This is a genomic window from Polyangium jinanense (assembly GCF_028435365.1).
Window position 1 is genome coordinate 152,771 of sequence record NZ_JAGTJJ010000014.1, and the last position, 16,557, is coordinate 169,327.

At 69.0% G+C, this 16,557-nt stretch carries 14 protein-coding genes; 6 read left to right on the forward strand and 8 right to left on the reverse strand.

Annotated features, from left to right (window positions below; translation table 11 throughout):
* The first annotated feature begins 81 nt into the window (after positions 1-81).
* On the forward strand, positions 82-690 hold the full coding sequence (locus tag KEG57_RS23965) for a sugar O-acetyltransferase (RefSeq protein ID WP_272423226.1): 609 nt from the start codon (positions 82-84) through the stop codon (positions 688-690).
* Here KEG57_RS23965 and KEG57_RS23970 read toward each other — a convergent pair.
* Genes KEG57_RS23970 through KEG57_RS23980 form a run of 3 tightly spaced genes read right to left on the reverse strand, consistent with a single transcriptional unit; the run spans position 659 to position 5,153 of the window.
* Complete coding sequence (locus KEG57_RS23970; protein WP_272458816.1) at positions 659-2,344, reverse strand: glycosyltransferase family 39 protein; 1,686 nt, start codon at positions 2,342-2,344, stop codon at positions 659-661. The genes KEG57_RS23965 and KEG57_RS23970 overlap by 32 nt on opposite strands.
* Complete coding sequence (locus KEG57_RS23975; RefSeq protein WP_272458817.1) at positions 2,341-3,258, reverse strand: hypothetical protein; 918 nt, start codon at positions 3,256-3,258, stop codon at positions 2,341-2,343. The genes KEG57_RS23970 and KEG57_RS23975 overlap by 4 nt, the downstream gene beginning before the upstream one ends.
* The gene (locus KEG57_RS23980; protein ID WP_272458818.1) at positions 3,255-5,153 is read right to left on the reverse strand and encodes a putative glycosyltransferase family protein; all 1,899 of its coding nucleotides are present in this window, start codon (positions 5,151-5,153) and stop codon (positions 3,255-3,257) included. Before KEG57_RS23980 ends, KEG57_RS23975 begins: the two co-directional genes overlap by 4 nt.
* On the opposite strand from KEG57_RS23980, the gene KEG57_RS23985 reads away from it, so the two are divergent.
* From KEG57_RS23985 to KEG57_RS23995, 3 genes are all read left to right on the forward strand, one after another.
* On the forward strand, positions 5,137-5,769 hold the full coding sequence (locus KEG57_RS23985; RefSeq protein ID WP_272423230.1) for a methyltransferase domain-containing protein: 633 nt from the start codon (positions 5,137-5,139) through the stop codon (positions 5,767-5,769). The two genes, KEG57_RS23980 and KEG57_RS23985, sit on opposite strands and share 17 nt — an antisense overlap.
* Positions 5,766-6,704 carry an NAD-dependent epimerase/dehydratase family protein gene (locus KEG57_RS23990; RefSeq protein ID WP_272423231.1) on the forward strand — a complete coding sequence of 313 codons (939 nt, stop codon included), beginning with the start codon at positions 5,766-5,768 and terminating at the stop codon, positions 6,702-6,704. The genes KEG57_RS23985 and KEG57_RS23990 overlap by 4 nt, the downstream gene beginning before the upstream one ends.
* Before the next feature lie 309 nt (positions 6,705-7,013).
* Positions 7,014-8,348, forward strand: a complete 1,335-nt coding sequence (locus KEG57_RS23995; protein ID WP_272423232.1) for a PAS domain-containing protein — start codon at positions 7,014-7,016, stop codon at positions 8,346-8,348.
* Between the two features lie 416 nt (positions 8,349-8,764).
* Here the strand turns inward: KEG57_RS23995 and KEG57_RS24000 are convergent, their stop codons facing one another.
* On the reverse strand, positions 8,765-9,631 hold the full coding sequence (locus KEG57_RS24000) for an SH3 domain-containing protein (RefSeq protein WP_272423233.1): 867 nt from the start codon (positions 9,629-9,631) through the stop codon (positions 8,765-8,767).
* 285 nt (positions 9,632-9,916) lie between these two features.
* Here KEG57_RS24000 and KEG57_RS24005 point away from each other — a divergent pair, with 285 nt between their 5' ends.
* Entirely contained in the window at positions 9,917-11,008 is a 1,092-nt protein-coding gene (locus KEG57_RS24005) for an NHL repeat-containing protein (RefSeq protein WP_272423234.1), read from the forward strand.
* Positions 11,005-11,955: a hypothetical protein gene (locus tag KEG57_RS24010; protein ID WP_272423235.1), complete on the forward strand. Its 951-nt coding sequence runs from the start codon at positions 11,005-11,007 to the stop codon at positions 11,953-11,955. The genes KEG57_RS24005 and KEG57_RS24010 overlap by 4 nt, the downstream gene beginning before the upstream one ends.
* 19 nt (positions 11,956-11,974) lie before the next feature.
* On the opposite strand, the gene KEG57_RS24015 is transcribed toward KEG57_RS24010, so the two are convergent.
* From KEG57_RS24015 to KEG57_RS24030, 4 genes are all read right to left on the reverse strand, one after another.
* The gene (locus tag KEG57_RS24015) at positions 11,975-13,840 is read right to left on the reverse strand and encodes an MYXO-CTERM sorting domain-containing protein (protein WP_272423236.1); all 1,866 of its coding nucleotides are present in this window, start codon (positions 13,838-13,840) and stop codon (positions 11,975-11,977) included.
* Positions 13,841-13,962: 122 nt separating this feature from the next.
* Positions 13,963-14,622, reverse strand: coding sequence for a TetR/AcrR family transcriptional regulator (locus tag KEG57_RS24020; RefSeq protein ID WP_272423237.1), 660 nt, complete (start codon positions 14,620-14,622; stop codon positions 13,963-13,965).
* A gap of 46 nt (positions 14,623-14,668) precedes the next feature.
* The gene (locus KEG57_RS24025) at positions 14,669-15,679 is read right to left on the reverse strand and encodes an extracellular medium-chain-length polyhydroxyalkanoate depolymerase (protein WP_272423238.1); all 1,011 of its coding nucleotides are present in this window, start codon (positions 15,677-15,679) and stop codon (positions 14,669-14,671) included.
* Positions 15,669-16,493: an alpha/beta fold hydrolase gene (locus tag KEG57_RS24030; RefSeq protein ID WP_272423239.1), complete on the reverse strand. Its 825-nt coding sequence runs from the start codon at positions 16,491-16,493 to the stop codon at positions 15,669-15,671. Before KEG57_RS24030 ends, KEG57_RS24025 begins: the two co-directional genes overlap by 11 nt.
* Positions 16,494-16,557 lie beyond the last annotated feature (64 nt).

Sequence of the window (16,557 nt, forward strand, 5' to 3'; positions counted from 1 at the left end):
TCGCTGCAAGAATGGCGTCGCAGGGCTCGTTACACGAGCACGGGTATGGACGGGGACCGGGCATGGCGCTAGGACACACGCATGTCCGAGCGCGAACGCATGCTGGCCGGGGAACTCTATCGACCGGACGACCCGGAGCTCGTGGCCGCCCGCGCCCATGCGCGCCGCCTCAGCCGGGCCTACGACGAGGTCCCGGAGGACGAGCCCGCCCTGAGGCGCGAGATCCTCGATGCGCTCTTCGGCACGCTCGGCAGCGGGGCGTTCATCGAGCCGCCATTCCGGTGTGATTACGGCGTGAACATCCACGCCGGCGACAACCTTTACATGAACTTCGGCTGCGTCTTGCTCGATTGCAATCGGATCGACATCGGCCACCGCGCGCTGCTCGCCCCGGGCGTGCACATCTATACCGCGACGCACCCGCTCGACGCGGCGCTGCGGGCGTCGGGGCGCGAGTTCGCGAAGCCGGTCCGGATCGGCGACGACGTCTGGATCGGGGGCGGCGCGATCGTGCTGCCGGGGGTGACGATCGGGGACGGAGCGGTGATCGGCGCGGGAAGCGTGGTCACGAAGGATGTCGCGGCGGGGTGGGTCGTGGCGGGGAATCCGGCCCGGCCGATCAAGCGGGTGGATGGGAATGACGGCGGCGGCTCCCGTCCTACCGCCCCTTCCGCCGATAAATCCAGATGACCGGCGTCCCCTGCAGCCCGGCCACGTGCGCCGGCTGCACCGTCCCGTAGGCCACCCAGGCCTGATACTCCTGCCCCTGCATGTGCTGCTCGTGGTGGTAGAGGGCAAACTCCGCCTCGTGCACCGTGCCGACCCCGCGGATGTCCTTCCGCAGCCGGCCATCCTTTTGCAGCATGTCCCACGACGGCCAGGCCGTATCGTGGATGTACACCGTCCCGCCCCGCGGCACCTCGCGGTTCAGGTAATCCACCACCGCGCCTGTCGTATACCCCCAGAACGTCCGATTGAGCCCGAGCGTCGCCGCGCCCTTCGCCCCGCCCACGAGCGGCACGTAATTCGAGAGCCCCCACGGATGCGACGCTGCCGTCTCCGCGATCGGCGCCGCCAAGAGCACCGGGAGCAGCGCCATCGCCGCCGCCGGCCCATGCGCGAATTTGCGGACGCTTCCCGCTTTCAGCTTCCGAAGCTCAACGCGGAGCACGGAGACGAGCCACGACACCCCTGCCCCAGCGAAGAGCGCGAGGAACGGATACGCCTGCATCCAGTGCTTCGTGCCGCCGAAGATGGGCGTCTTCGGCAGGAGCCAGGCGCCGTACGAAATGCCGATCGCCATCAGCCAGAGCAGGTCCGTCTCCCCGCCCTCGCGCCGCGCGATCTTGCCCGCCCGCGCCCGCAGAAACGCCTGGATCCGCGCCCGCGACCGCACGACGAGGCCCAAGGCGAAGAGCGCGAGCGTCACGGTCGGCACCGTCGCCGCCGTCATCAGCGGCGCATACAGGCGCGGCATGGGCGGCGTCCAGTACGTCCGCCCGAGGAACTCCATGTTGTAATACTCGTGATTCAGGTGGAACGACGCATACGCCGCGAGCCGCGCGAACGTGTCCCGCCAGATCCACGGCCAGAGCGCGTACATCACGAGCGGCCCGAGCACGGCCATCGCCCCGAGCGCCGCGAGCGCTCTCCGCCCCGTCTCCTTCATGTCGCCGCCCGTCAGCCGGTCGCGCACGAGGCAAAGCGCGACGTACGTCACGGCGAGGATCGGCAAGAACCACGCATTGTGCTTGGTATCGAGCGCGAGGCCAAACGCGAGGCCCGCCGCGATCGGCCAGCGGGACCCGCCCTCCCGCATCGCCTTCCAGAAGCAATACGTGGCGAGAAGGAACATGGTCACGACCGGCACGTCGAAGCAGGCGAGGTGCGCGTGATAAAAGAAGTTCGGCATGCAGAAGAGCGCGATCGCCGCGAAGAGCCCCGCGATCCGCCCGCGTGCCTCCGTCCCCCACCGATAGACGAGCGCGACGCCCGCGCCCGCGAGGAAGATCCCCGGGAAACGATAACTCGTCCCCTCCATCGCGAAGAGATGCCACTTCTTCTGCAAGAACAGGTTCGAGAGCGCGAACAGCGATTTGATGAGCCCCGGATGCTCGCTGTTCACCCGCCACGCATTGTCGATCGCCTTCGGCTCGAACGCGGCCCGCGGGTTCTCGAAGAGGAGCTCGAACCACCGGCGATAACTATCGGCCGCGTGAAAGTAAAACCCCTCGTCACGCGCATAGCCGAGGTTTCCCACGGTCGCGACGAGCACGACCATCACGAGGCCCGCGAGCAGCGCCGCGACGAGATCGTCCTTCCAGGTGAGCTTCGTCCCGCTCATCGCGTGTCCGCCTCGAAGCAGAAGTGCCGGTGCGCGTGGTTCTTGCTCGACACGAAAAACTCCACCGTCGCGCTCTTCTTGCCCGCGTGGGCGCCGAGCGGCATCTCGAACGCCGCCCATCCATCACCGTCGCGATGCTCCCAGCGCCCGATCTCCTCGCCGTCGACGCGCACGGCGAGCGCGACCGGCGCGCCTTTCCGCTCCCGCTCGATGATCCAGTACATCCCGCCATGCCCGCGGATCACAGTGCCGAGCGGCACGCCCGAAAAACGTGTCACGACCTCCCCGCGCGCCGGCGGGTGCGCGAAGAGGCAGCGGCGCGGGCGGAAATCCTGGTCCGCGATGACGGTCGGGCCGATGCTGAAAAACGGCCCGCCAGGGCATTCGAAGCGCGCCGCGGGGAACGTGGGATGGCCGCCGAGGCCGCCGGCGAGGACGCGGGCGTTCGTGGTCCACGGGCACAGGGCCTCGGGGCTCGTCGTGTGCACGCTCGCCTGCGTGGGGCCGAGGCCGTCGACGAAATCGAAGACGACCGCGGCGGGGCTCGGGTTTTCGAGCCGCCGGATCACGAAGGGCCCGACCTCGCGCCGGCCGATCTCGCGAAAGCCCGAAAGCTCGGGCGAGGTCTCCCCGAGCGCGGAGATCTCCAGCGCCGTGCGATAACGCGACACGTCTGGCCGCGCCACGTCGCGCAATGGAAAGATCTCGTCGCCGAGTGCTTGCCGTGCCAGCGGCTCGCCCCAGGACGGCGCGACCACCACGAGCTCGCCTTGCTTTCGCTCCTCGGCGACGGGTCCGATGAGGGCGGCCCAATCCGCGAAATCGGGCTTTCGCCGCGAGGACACGAAAAACCCGACGAGCTCGACGATCCCGAGGGCCACGAAGGCCCCGAGCGCCACACGCGGCCACCTCATCCCTGCACCTTCCCCTCGTCCTCGCGTTTTTCCGCGCGCACGAGCGCGATCGCGGCAGCGAGCGCCGCGATCCCCACGAAGAGCCCCGGGACGAACCCCGGCGGCCGATACCACAAGGAGAGCGTCGTCACGCCCTGGGGCAATCGCACGGCCACGCGGTTGTCCACGTTCTCCACCTTGCCCGCCGACGCCCGCCAGCCCTCGTCGTAATTCATGTTGTACACGACGAGCGCCCCCGCCTCCGCGCCGGAAAGCTCGATCGTCGCGGCATTCGGGCTCCAATCGGAAAGCTTCGCCGTCCCCGCCCCCTCCGCGACGAAGACCTCGCCCTTGTGGCGCCCGTCGTCCGACGCGAGCGCGCCTTTCCGCTCGAACGGCGGCGCACCGTAACAATCGAGCACGCCCGTGTTGCCCAGCATCGCGAGGTACATCGGCCCCGCCCAGTCGCGCTGCTTGTACTGGAAAGGCGGGTTTTTCTCGAAATGGAAGGGCCGGTTCGCGGGGATGTGATCGGGCGGCACCATCCACATCGACTGCGTCATGGGCTTCTGCGCCCCCCGCGCCACGTCGATCCCGAGGAGAAACACGACCGCCGCGAGCGCCGCGTCGAGCAAGGGCCGCCGCCGGCCCGCCCGCTCCACGAGCCGACCGATCCCGCTCGCGGCCACGATCGAGAGGATCAGCACCGCCGGATAGAGGAACCGCGAAGGAACGTGCTGCGATCGGAACACCGGCACGTGCTCGTGCAGGAGCGTCCACGGCGCGTTCGGGTGAAACGCCCCGAGCCCGAGCAGGCCGAAGATCGCGCCCACCACCTTGAGCGCCGCCTCCCGCTTGCCCTGCACGAGAAGCAGCCCAAGCGCGAGGATCAGCACGCCGGGCAGCCCGATGTACATCCCCCACTCGTGCCACCCGTACGCCGGCACGCGCACGGGCCGCGAATGAAAGCCCTGATCGGGCGCCGTGAGCATCGCGAAGAGCGCGCCCATGTCGATCGCTTCCGTCGAAGGCACGAGCCGCGGCGCCTTGCCGAAGACATCGAGCATCGGCAGGAGCTTCGGCGCGGCGAGCGCGACGCCGAAGAGGCCCGAAGCGCCGAGCACGACGAGCGGTCGCGCGCTCTTCTCCAGCGCGCCGAGCACGATCGCATAAAGCCCCAGCGCGAGCACCGTGTGCGGGAGCGGATAGATGCCACCCGTGTAGACGAGCGCGGCGAACGTGGCCCCGAGCAAGACGACGTCGAGGGCGCGGTGCGGCTTCTGTCGCGCGCGCTCGAAGAAGAAGAGCGCCCACGGGAGGAACGCGTAGGCGAGGTGCCAGGTGTGGCCCGAGGCCGTTTGCAGCGCCCAGCGCCCGTTCACCGCCCAGAGCGCGGCCACGAGCGCCCGCGCCCCATGGCTCTTCGTGAACCGCGATCCGGCCGCGTACGCGCCCGCCGCGCCGAGGAGCGCCATGCCCACGACCTCGATCCGGATCGCGAGGTTCATCGGCAAAAACAGGTACGCGAGGAGCCACGGCGACACGACGATCGTTCCCGCCTCGACGTACCCCCACGCGGGAAATCCTCCGCACGCGTACGGATTCCAGAAGGGCATCTCGTGGTGATCGAGCAGGCTCTTCTTGACCAGGTAGCGGTGCGAGGTCTGCACGTCCCAGTCGTGGAAGCCGAACGTGTGCGTCTTCAGCAGCCACGGCAAGAGCACCACGACGACGGCCGCGAGCATCGATAGGCCCGCGAGAAGCGCGGCGATGGCGCGGGGCGGATCACGCCGCGCGGCGGCAAGCAAACGGCGCGGAAGGGAGAGGGCGGCCTTGTCCACGAGCGTCGCGGACGTTAGCACGTTGCCACGCCGGGCCGCCTCGGCTAAGCCGCCGTCCGTGCTGGGGATCGACAAGGCCCTCTTCGCGCTGCACCGGCGCGCCGTGACGATGCCGCGGGCTCGACGCATCACGGACGCGCTCGCCGAGCTCGCAGGACAGGCGGTATCGCTGCTCGACGTGGGCGCGGGTGACGGGGCCATCGCCGCGGCCGTGGCGCAGCGCGTGGGCGCGCGCCGCGTCGCGGGCGTCGACGTGCTGGTTCGTCCCCGCACGGTGATCGAGGTCGTGCCCTACGACGGCCGGCGCCTGCCGTTCCCGGACGGCGCGTTCGAGATCGTCACGATCTCCGACGTCCTGCATCATTGCGAGGCGCCCTCCGAGGTGCTCGCCGAGTGCCTGCGCGTGGCCTCGCGCGCGGTGCTGGTGAAGGATCATTTCCGCTTCGGCGCGGTCTCGGAGGCGCTGCTCCTGGCGATGGACGTCGTGGGCAACGCGGAGGCGGGCGTGCTCGTGCGGGGGACGTACTTCTCGCCGGCCCAGTGGATCGACATGGTGCGAGAAGCGCGCGGGCGCATCACCGAGCTCCGCTGGCCGCTGCGCATCCACGACACGCCGATGCGGCTCGTCACACGCGACGAGCTTCAGTTCGCGGCACGGATCGAGCACGTCTCAGGGATGGAGAACACATGAAGACGCTCGTCGTCGGTGGTGCCGGGTTCATCGGCAGCCACCTCGTGGACCGGCTCGTCAGGCGCGGGCCCGTGACCGTGTACGACAACCTTTCCGTCGGGAAACGTGCCTTCGTAAAGGAACATCTGGATGCGGGGCGCGTGACGCTCGTCGAGGCGGACGCGCTCGACCTCGAGCGGCTCACGGCGGCCGCCGCCGGCCACGACGTCGTCTTCCACCTCTCGGCGAACCCCGAGGCGCGCTGGGGCCTCGAGCGGACCCGGCTCGACCTCGAACAAGGCACGATCGTCACATACAACGTGCTCGAAGCGATGCGCCGCGCCGGCGTCCCCCGGCTCGTCTTCTCGTCGTCGGGCACGGTCTACGGGGACACGCCGGAGACGTGCAAAGAGGACCACATCGGCCACCTGCCGATCTCGCTCTACGGGGCGAGCAAGCTCGCGGGCGAGGCGCTCATCAGCGCGTTCGTCGAGTGCTTCGGCCTGCACGCGACCATCTTCCGCTTCGGCAACGTCGTCGGCCCCCGCGGCACCCACGGCGCCGCGCTCGATTTCCTGAAAAAACTACGCGACCGGAAGACCGAGCTCGAAGTGCTCGGTGATGGCCGGCAATCCAAGCCTTACCTCCACGTCTCGGACTGCGCGGACGGCATGCTCTTCGGGCTCGATCATGCCGAGGAGCGGCTCGGCCTCTACAACCTCGCCCCGCCCGACCAGACCTCCGTCGCCCGCATCGCCGAGCTCTGCGTGAAGACCTCCCCCTACCCCGACGCCACGATCCGCTTCACCGGCGGCGATCGCGGCTGGCCCGGCGACGTGCCCCGCTCCTCGATGAGCCCGGACAAGCTCGCGGCCAAAGGCTTCCGGGTGCGCCATTCCAGCGACGACGCCGTACGCATGGCCATCGAGGCGCTCACGCGCGAGGTCTTCGGCTAGAGGAATCTCGCGGAAAAAAGGGGGGCGTCCCCTTCGGAGGACGCGACTTTCGACGCGAGATCCGGCGCGCGGGGACGCCCCCTCGGGCGCGGGTCCGGAGGACCTTCTGCTCGGCTTGCCGTCAATGCACGCGCGATGCCGCTCGCCACGTGTGCAGCGAGCGGACGAGCGACGCAAAAGGGGCGCACGCTCGGCCGTGATCCGTCACGCCCGTCGCCTCCCCCGCCCGCGCCCCTCGCCCCCCGAAAAAGCCCGAGCCCTGGATTCAGTTCTGGTATGGTCAAATTCTTCCGGAGGAGCATCCAGACCATGGGGCAGTCGAACGATACGATCGAGTCCTTGCGCGCCGAACTCGCGGCGGCAGAGGAGCGGGCGCGGCTCGCGGAGGAGCGCGCCGCCGTCCTCGAGGACCTCATCGCGCTCGTGCCCGGGGTGGTCCTGGAGTTCGAACAGGTGCCCTCCGGCGTCTTTCGACCCACGTTCATCGGCGGAATCGGGCTTCAAACGTTGCTCGGTTATTCGGTCGAGGACTGCATGGGCTCGCCCGACTTCTTCACGTCGATCATTCACCCCGACGATCGGGCCCAGGCGAACGCGGAGGCGATGCGTTTTCTCGAGGACGGCGAGTCGCACCTCTCGCCGCATCGAATGCTGCGCAAGGGCGGCGGTCATACCTGGGTCGATACACACTTTCTGTACGAGCCGGCCGAAGAAGAGCGCCCGGCCAAGCTCCACAGCGTGGTCTTCGACGTGAACCGGCGCGCCTGCGCCGAGCAAAACGCGCAGGAGGTCCTGCTCAAAGAACGCGCGCTCCGGCAGCGGCTCGACGGGTTCGTCGCGAACGTACCCGGCGTCGCGTGGGAGAGTTATTTCGTCGTTGATCCCAGCGGGAACCGGACGAACTACGTGAGCGACGCGGTCCTGCCGATCACGGGGTACACGCCCGAGGACTGGGGGCGTCCGGATTTCTGGCGCGTGCTCGTTCACCCCGAGGATCACGCGCACGCCCAGGCCGACGCGGAGCGCGCCTCGGTGGAGGGGAGCGGTTCGTCCGCCTATCGTTGGATCACCAAGGATGGCCGGACGCTCTGGGTGAACTGCCGGATGACGGCGATCCGGGACGAGTCAGGGGCGTCGATTGGCCTGCGCGGCGTGACGATGGACATCACGGACCTGAAGCGCGCCGAGGCAGAGCGAACCGACGCCCAGCTCCGGGAGCGGGTGCTCGAGGCGCAGGAGGAGAGCCTGCTCGCGCTCTCGACGCCGCTCGTGCCAATCGACGACGAGATCCTGGCCATGACGCTGGTAGGCGGGCTCGACGAGCGGCGCGCGGATCGGGTGCTCACGACGCTGCTCGAAGGCGTGACGCAGACGGGGGCGCGCGCAGTGATCCTCGACGTGACGGGCGTGCCGGAGGTCGAGGCGCAGACGGCGGACCTCGTCGTGAAGGCCGCGAAAGCGGTGTCGCTACTCGGGGCGGAGGTCGTGCTGACGGGGATCCGGCCCGAGGTGGCGCGGACCTTGGTCGAGCTCGGCGCCGAGCTTGGATCAATCGTGACGAAAGGGACGCTCAAAGCCGGGATCGCACACGCGATGCGATCCCGCAATGGTGTGTCACGAAAAACGAGGTCCGGGGGGCGCTGAGCCCTGAGCATTGGTCTCTTTTTGGGGCCGCCACGCCGGGGCGCTGCCCCGGGCCCCGCGGGGGCTGTTCGCCCCTCGACCCGAACCAGGGCAAGCCCTGGACCGTTCGTGGAAGAACTGCGCGATGCGCAGTTCTTCCAACAGGCCGGTGGCAAGACCAGGAAGGTGCGTTGCCCGCTGGCGACGGGCACGTTGCCTGTTGAATCGTCAGCGCCGCGTCTTGGGGGGCAGGGTTGTCGTTGGTCTTGACCTGGCCTGTTCGATGAACTGCGCGTTGCGCAGTTCATCGACCCCGGGTCCAGCGCTTGCGCTGGTCCAGGTCCAGGGGCGGATAGCCCCTGGTGGGGCCTGGGGCAAAGCCCCAGCGCAGCGCCTCCCAGGATGAGACCAATGCTCAGCCCCGGACCCCGGCCGTTTCACCAGCCGGCGCGGCGGATCGCCTTGTACGACGAGGAGGCCGTGCGCAGGCCGTAGACGCAGCCGGCGGAGCAGCCCTTGCACTCGTAGGCGTACATCGAGCCCCAGCCGTCGCCCTTCTCGAAGAGGATGATGTGGCCGGCGCCGCCCGAGTTGTACACCAGGGCGTCGGCGGGCTTCACGTTCGAGCGCGAGACCGTCTTCCAGTTCGATGAGTCCTTCACGAAGTGGATCGTGCCATAGGGGTGCGAGTCCACCGTGATGTCGTCGTTCGACGAGGGGACCTTCCAGGCCTTGGCGACGAAGCCCGAGCAGTCCGCGCCGTACGAGCCGCTGTGCGAGCAGTTCGGGCAGCTCCCGGAGCAGGAGCCCTTCGTCGACGAGGTCGGCCCGTCCGCCTTCCAGCGGCCGTGGCCCCACCAGTACGAAAAGCCCTTCATGGACTTGCCGCGGTTGATCGCGCCCTGCTGTGCGGCGCTCAGGTCGCCCGTGCTGCCGCCGCCCGAGGAGACCGTCGTGTAATACTTGCCGGAGCTCCAGCCGACCGTGCCGTCGTGCTTGATCTTGTAAAACCCGTTCTTCGGGTCGGCGGCCTCGACCGTGACCTTCGCGCCCGTGGGCACGACGTGGAGGACCGAGTAGCTCGTCCCGGGGCCGGTGCGGAGGTTGACGTCCGTCGTCGATTTGAGGGTCGTGCCGACGGCGATCGTGCCGGCCACGCCTTCGCTGGTGGAGCCGAGATCCTCGTTGGCGCCGATGAGCTCCTCGGACGAGTCGTCCCCGGAGCATGCGGGGAGCATACCCATTCCAAGGGCGATGGCGGCGGCTGCAATCGACAGCGACAGGCGGCGAGCGTTGGTCTTCATTGGGCTTTGGCTCCTGGACGTGGAAAGGCCATCGTACAAGCCTCGTGCCAGACGCGTCCATGGCCTCGCGCAGGGGTTTTCCACGACCAATGCCGCAACCACGAGCGAAAACTTCGGCGATGATGGAACCGATCGGGACGGCGTAAGGCGACTTGGGATTCTGCGCGGCGACCCTCCCATTCCAGGGTTGGATCCATCTTTCCCCACCGGGTGGATCTTTGTTGATCCAGCCTGGTGTTTGGCGCGGGCTTTTCCTTGCGTGTGCGGCTCTGGTAGAACGGGCCCATGCGCAAGAAGGTGGTGGCGCTCGTGGCCGTTCTCGCCGCGGCTGCCGCGGGTGTGGTGGTGGCGCGCGGGTGCTCGGGCGACGGGACGTCGAAGGAGGCGCGGCCGGCGAACCCGAACGGCGAAAAGCCCGCATCGGGGACCTCGCCGGAGGACGCGCCGCGGCCCATGGGTTCGGCCGTGACCATCGTGGTGGATGCGTCGGCGCCGCCGTCGGAGAAGGGGCCGGAGGTCCTGTTTTCGGCGACGTGGGGCGGGAGCCGGATGAACGAGCTCGGCCGGTCGCGCCCGGACGAGGCGAACCCCGAGGCGCCGATGAGCCTGGCGATGGACGCCAAGGGCAACATGTTCGTGCTCGATCAGGTCAATGGCCGGGTCGTGCGTGTCGGGCCGGACGGCAAGCCCGAATCCGTGATCCCGCTGAAGGAACAAGAAGCGGCGCAAGACATGGCCGTGACCGATGACGGCAAGGTCGCGGTGCTGGATCGATTCAACAGCAAATCGATCGTGATGTACGACGAGAAGGGCGGCGTGCTCGGCGAGGTGCCGCTCGAGGGCGAGGGACTCGACGAGCTCGGATTCGTCACGGGGGTGTTCGTCGACGGCAAGGACGTGTACGTCGAAAAGGAACACGGCCCGCTCCTTCGAATCGGGACGACCGACGGGCAGCCGGTAGATCGAACCGAGGTCCCGGGCCGGCCGACGCGCGACGGGTTGAGCTACATCAAAGCCGGGATCATCGAGCCCGAGGCCGGGCGGATGTACATCTCGTCGGTGGATCGGGCGACGATGCAGCACCGGTACACGCGCGAGATCCGGCAAGGGAGCGAGATCCGCGGGATCTTGCTGCTCGATACGGACAAGACGGGGACCATTTACCTGGCGACGTTGCTCGTGCAGAACGACCAGGAGTCCGTGGTCCTGTCTTGCCACGAGCCGCTCAAGGGCATTCCGACGGGCACGGCGGTCCTGCCCGTGAATACGATGCCCGAGGAGACGTTCCGCGACATGGCAGTGCTCGACGAGGGCGGCGTCGTGTATTCGGTGCGGACCGAGCAGGGCGTGAGCTACCAGAAATACGATTGCCAATGACCAAGCTGCTTGCCCGCCCCGAGCCTCGCGTGGTCGTCATCGACGAGCTGCGCCACGTGGAGCTCGAGCCGGGTCCCGGGGCGGGGCCGTGGATCCAGGCCGCCGTGAATACGGTGGTCCTCGCGGGCGTGAGCGCAGGGATTTACGCCGTCAGCAAAGGTGGTGCCTGGTACGCGTTCGGCCTCCCGCTCGTCGGGGCCCTTCGAGGCATCGTCATCGCCAAAGATCTGAGCCCGTTCGGCCGCCGCGTGGCCATGCGGATCGAGCCGTGGGGGTTCGTGCTGGATCCCGAGGGCAAACCGGAGGTCCTCCCGTGGCCGCGGATCTCGCAGATCCGGCACCGCACGGTCGCGGTGAGCGAGGACAGCTCCGTGGAGATGTTTTTCGTGGAGGTCGACGGCCGGACGTATCGCGCGGTTTGTCCCGCTTCGGCGCCGATCACGGTACTGCCGGTGGCTTTCGCGGGGTACGTCGCGGCGGCGAAAAAGCCGGTGGCGCTCGATCTCGACGGCGCGGTGTCGATCGAAGGGACGCAGGCGACGTTCGCGGAGCTTTTGGGCCGGGCGCGGCGAATGCTGGAGTCGCCGGAAGGAGCGGCGCAGCTCGGAATGCCGGCGGCGGGGTATCGAGGGGTGGCGTCGCGGACGCCGGGGCACGAGACGGCGTCGATCCTGCGGGGCGCGCTCGTTGGGCATCGGCGCGCCGTGGACGAGGGTCCACTCGCCGCGATGCTCGCGGCCATGCTGAGGACGCGGGAGCTGCTTTCGGAGGTACTCACGCTTTGCATGAGCCCGAGCCCGTTCGTCGCGGCCGTGGGCAAGGCGGCGGCGCTCCGGCTCGGCGCGGCGCCGATGCAGCCGGGCGCGGTGGAGGAAGTGCTGCCGTTTTTGCCGGTGGACGAGGTGCGGGCGATCGAGCGATTCGCGCGCGGTGAGGACGGGGGCTAGCGAGCAGAGGGGCTAGGCGTCACGCGCGCCGGACGCGCCTTCGCGATGCGAGGAGGAGTCCAAGCGCGAGCATGGAGAGCGCGGGCGCGCTTCCGGTCTGCGAGGACGTCCGGCATCCACAGCCGCTCTCCTCGGAGGTTTGGCCGCCGGTCGTACCGCCGCCGCCTGCGCCGCCTGCGCCGCCCATACCGCCTGCGCCGCCTGCGCCGCCTGCGCCGCCGGCGCCACCGGCGCCGCCTGCGCCGCCCATACCGCCTGCGCCGCCTGCGCCACCGACACCACCGGCGCCGCCTGCGCCGCCCATACCACCGGCGCCGCCCATACCACCGGCGCCGCCCATACCGCCCATTCCCGTCATGCACGCGCCGGCTTCACAGACGCCGTCCGTGCAGGGAGTTCCATCCACCACAAAACCGTCCGCGGGACACGCCACGGTTTGCCCGTCGCACGCCTCGGCCACATCGCACACGCCTGCGGACGCACGACATTCGACACCGGCCGAGAGCGGCGCGCACGTCCCGTTCTCCGCCGCTCCCGCCGCGACGCTGCACGCCTGGCAATCGCCGGTCGCGCCTCCGCCGCAAGCCGTGTCGCAGCACACGCCGTCCACGCAGAAGCCGCTCGCGCATTCTGCGGAGGTCGCACACGCATCCCCCAGGCTCGACGCGAGGACGAACGTGTACGCAGCGCCGGCCTTTTCGCCCTTGTCTGCGTCACTGGGCGCTCCGAGGAGCGCCGTATTTCCCGAAAGCGCGACCGACGAAGCAAGCTGGTCCCCCGCCCCGCCCTGCACGACGAGCTTCGCCTCCTCGACCCACGCCCCGCCGCTCCGCACGAATACGTAGGCCGAGCCGGCCTCCGCGCCCTGGTCGCTGTCCAGGTACGCCCCCACGAGCGCCGTTTCCCCTGCGATCGCGACAGCCGCGCCGAACTGATCGCCGGCCGCCCCGTCCTGGGCCAGGAGCTTCCCCTGCTGTGCCCACGTCGCCCCATTCCGCACGAACACGTACGCCGCGCCGGAATCCATGCCCTTGTCATCGTCCCCATACGCGCCCACGAGCGCCGTGTCCCCCGACAGCGCGACCGAATCGCCGAATGCATCGGTCGCCGCCCCGTCGTTCGCCAGGAGCTTCGCTTGCTCGGTCCAGACGCCGCCGCTCCGCGTGAACACGTACGCCGAACCGGAGTAAGATCCCTTGTCGTCGTCGCCGAGCGCGCCCACGAGCGCCGTGTCCCCCGACAGCGCGACCGAATCGCCGAAATAGTCCTGCATGGCCCCGTCGCTCGCGACGAGCTTCGCCTGCTGGGTCCAGACGCCTCCATTCTGAACGAACACGTAGGCCGCGCCGCTGCTTTCGCCCTTGGGGTCGTCCCCATACGCCCCCACGAGCACCGTGTCCCCCGACAATGCGACGTAGTTGCCAAAACAATCGCCCGTCGTCCCGTCGCTCGCGACGAGCTTCGCCTGCTGGGTCCAGACGCCCGCATTCCGCACGAACACGTACGCTGCGCCCGGGCCCTTGCCGAGGGCGCCCACGAGCGCCATGTCCCCCGACAGCGCGACCGCGCTGCCGAATTGATCGATCGCCGTGCTGTCGTTCGCCACGAGCTTCGCCTGCTCGGTCCAGACGCCGGCGTTCCGCACGAACACGTAGGCTGCGTTGGCGCCGCCGTAGCCCCCTACGAGCGCCGTGTCCCCTTCGATCGCGACCACCCCGCCCATGCGGTTGTTCATGGCCCCGTCGCTCGCCAGGAGCTTCGCCTGCTGGGTGGCGACGAGCGAATCGATCCCCACCGGAAGATCCGCCTCCTGCGCGGCCTGCGCCGGGGCGATGAAAGGCGCGGGCGCGGTTTCACCGCCGCAACCCGCGATCATCAAGCTCATGGATAAGGAAGAGGGCGTGGCGCGGCCACGGCCCGATATGCAATCGTTCGCCGTTCATGGAAACCGTTTTCCTCTTTGCTGGCTTTCGCCGTCGTTCCCCTCGAATTCTACGCGAGCGCCGGTCAAGCCCTCCGTCCGTCAGGGCTCCGGTAGGCGCGTAGCATTCGAAGCGAGAGTTCGACATGTACGTCGGCGAGCGCGTCGAGCGAGAGCGCCCCGGACGGCTCGTACCAGTACGGAATCCGCACGCCGATCGCGGAGAGCGCCGCGGCGGTCGCCGCCTTGTCGGGCACGGAAAACCGACCCATCGCGACGCCTCGCTCGAGGACCCCGTGGAGGAGCGCCATCGATTGCGCGCGAATCGCGAGCGCCGGCGCGGCGAGATCGGCGGTCAGGGCGTAGATTTCTTCATTGACCACCACGGCCAGGTGCGGATAATTCGCGTGCACGAGGGTGTGGGCCCGGACGAGCTCGCAGATTTGCTCGATCGGATCGTCGCACGCACCGGCCAGCGCCGCCCGCAGGCCGGATGCGTGCACCTCGTGGCCCACGCGGACGAGCTCCGCGAGGACGTGGTCCTTCGAGGGAAAGTGCGCGTAGAGCGCGCTCGGCTGCAGCTCCAGCGCCTTCGCCACGTCGCGGACCGAGGTGCCGTGAAAGCCCTCGTTCGCGAAGAGCTGCAAGGCGACCTCCAGGATGCGCCGTCGCGTGCCGTCGGGCACGGAGGACGGAGGGAGGGTCGCCTTGGCAGCCCGCAAACGAGAGGCCCTGAGGGAACTCATGGGCCGATTGTCTGAACGAGCGTTCGTTTCTGTCAACGAGATCGTCTCAGGGATGCGCATCGAACCAGCCGACGACCTCCTCGGGGCCGGCCGCGAGCCAATCGTGCCCCACGCCCGGCTCGGTGACGACGCGCGTCTCCTTGCCCTCGGTGACGAGGCGCGCGTTGTACTTCTCCATCGTGCTCATGGGGACGACGAGATCGGCCTCTCCGTGGAGGAAAAGCGTCGGCGGGTGATCGGCCGGCAGCGCGTCGGGCAGGATGCAAATCGGGCCGCTGCACGTCGCGTAGGACCCGGAGTGGATCGCGAGCGCGCGGAACTTCCCCTGGTAGCTGACGGCCATCCGGCTCGTCATGTAGCCGCCGCTCGAGATCCCCGTCGCGTACATGCGCGACGCGTCGAGCGGACCGAACGAGCCCGCGGCGATCGAGTCGAAGATCGAGAGCATGAAGTCGTGGTCCGGCGCGGTCGACCAGGCGATCGAATACGGGGGGACGTTCGTGTCCCAGAACGTCGAGCCCTCCGCATGCGCCTCCGGGGCGAGCACGGCGTACCCGGCGTCGAGGAGCCCCTTGATGGTGAGCGCCAGGTGATAGACCCCGTGGGGGCCATCCACGGCGCCCTTGAACATCATCGAGGGACCGTAAAACGAGCCCTGGAACAGGAGCACGACGGGAAAACCCTTCGCGGGCGGCGTCCCGAGCGGCACCTGCCAGGCGACGTCCCGCAGGATCCCCGATTGCGCCGGGATGCTCTGCGTCTCGTAAGGACACGCGACCTCTTGGGGCGAGACGGTACAGCGCGACCCGGCGCCGCCGCCCGCGCCCGCGGAACCACCGTCTCCGCCGACGCCGCCGCTTCCGCCAACGTCGCCGCCTCCGCCAGCGCCGCCGCTTCCGCCGACGCCGCCGCTTCCGCCGACGCCGCTGCTTCCGCCGACGCCGCTGCTGGAGCCCGAGGCGGCCTCAGGGCCTTCGCCGGGCGGCTCGATGTTGATGTTACACCCGCCCGCGAGGACGACGAGAGGCACCAGGAATCGCCAAGCATCACGTACCATGACAAACCTCCGCGTGTTCTGCCGGCGCCGTCGCCTGCTCCTCCAGAAATTCGAGCAAGAGCCGGTTGAATGCTTCTGGTTGATCGATCGGCGTGCAATGCCGCGAGCCTTCGACGACGGCCACGCGGGCCCGCGGAATCCGGGCGGCGTAGGCTTCCTTTGCCGCGACCGGGGTATAATCTTGATCTCCCGTGACGACGAGGACCGGGCACCGGATCGTGCCGATCCGCTCGGCCACGCTCCAGCCGAGGATCGCCTTGGTCGAGGCGAGATATGCGGCCTCGTCGTTCTGCCCGAGCCGCGCAGCGAGCTTTTGGCGCAGCGCCGCCTGGTCCGAGCGCGGGAAGTTCATGGAGGCGATCTTCCGGGCAAACCCTCGCACGCCGAGCACGCGCAAAGCGACGAGGCGCTGCACGACCGCGAGGTGCTCGCGCCACGTGCGCGGCACGAAGGCCGGGGCGCTGTTTACCACGACGAGCGACCGGACGAGCGAGGGCGCGTCGACGGCGAGCTGAAAGCCGATCATGCCGCCCATCGAGAAACCGACGACGTGCGCCGGGCCGAGCGCGAGCCGTCGCAGGAGCTCGGCCACGTCGGCGGCGAACGTCGCGATCCGATAGGGACCCGCGGGCTTCCCCGACCGACCGTGGCCACGCAGATCGACGGTGACGACCGTGTACCGCTCCGCGAGCGCCGGGACCTGCATCTCCCAATCGAGCAGGCTCGAACCGAGGCCGTGCAAGAGGAGCACGACCTCCCCTCGCCCCTTCACCTCGTACTGAATCTCACACCCGTCGACGTAGATGTGCGACATCGTTCACCTCGACCGCGATCCGGGTTACTGAACGATCGTTCGTTAAGATCCTGGGTACCAGAGA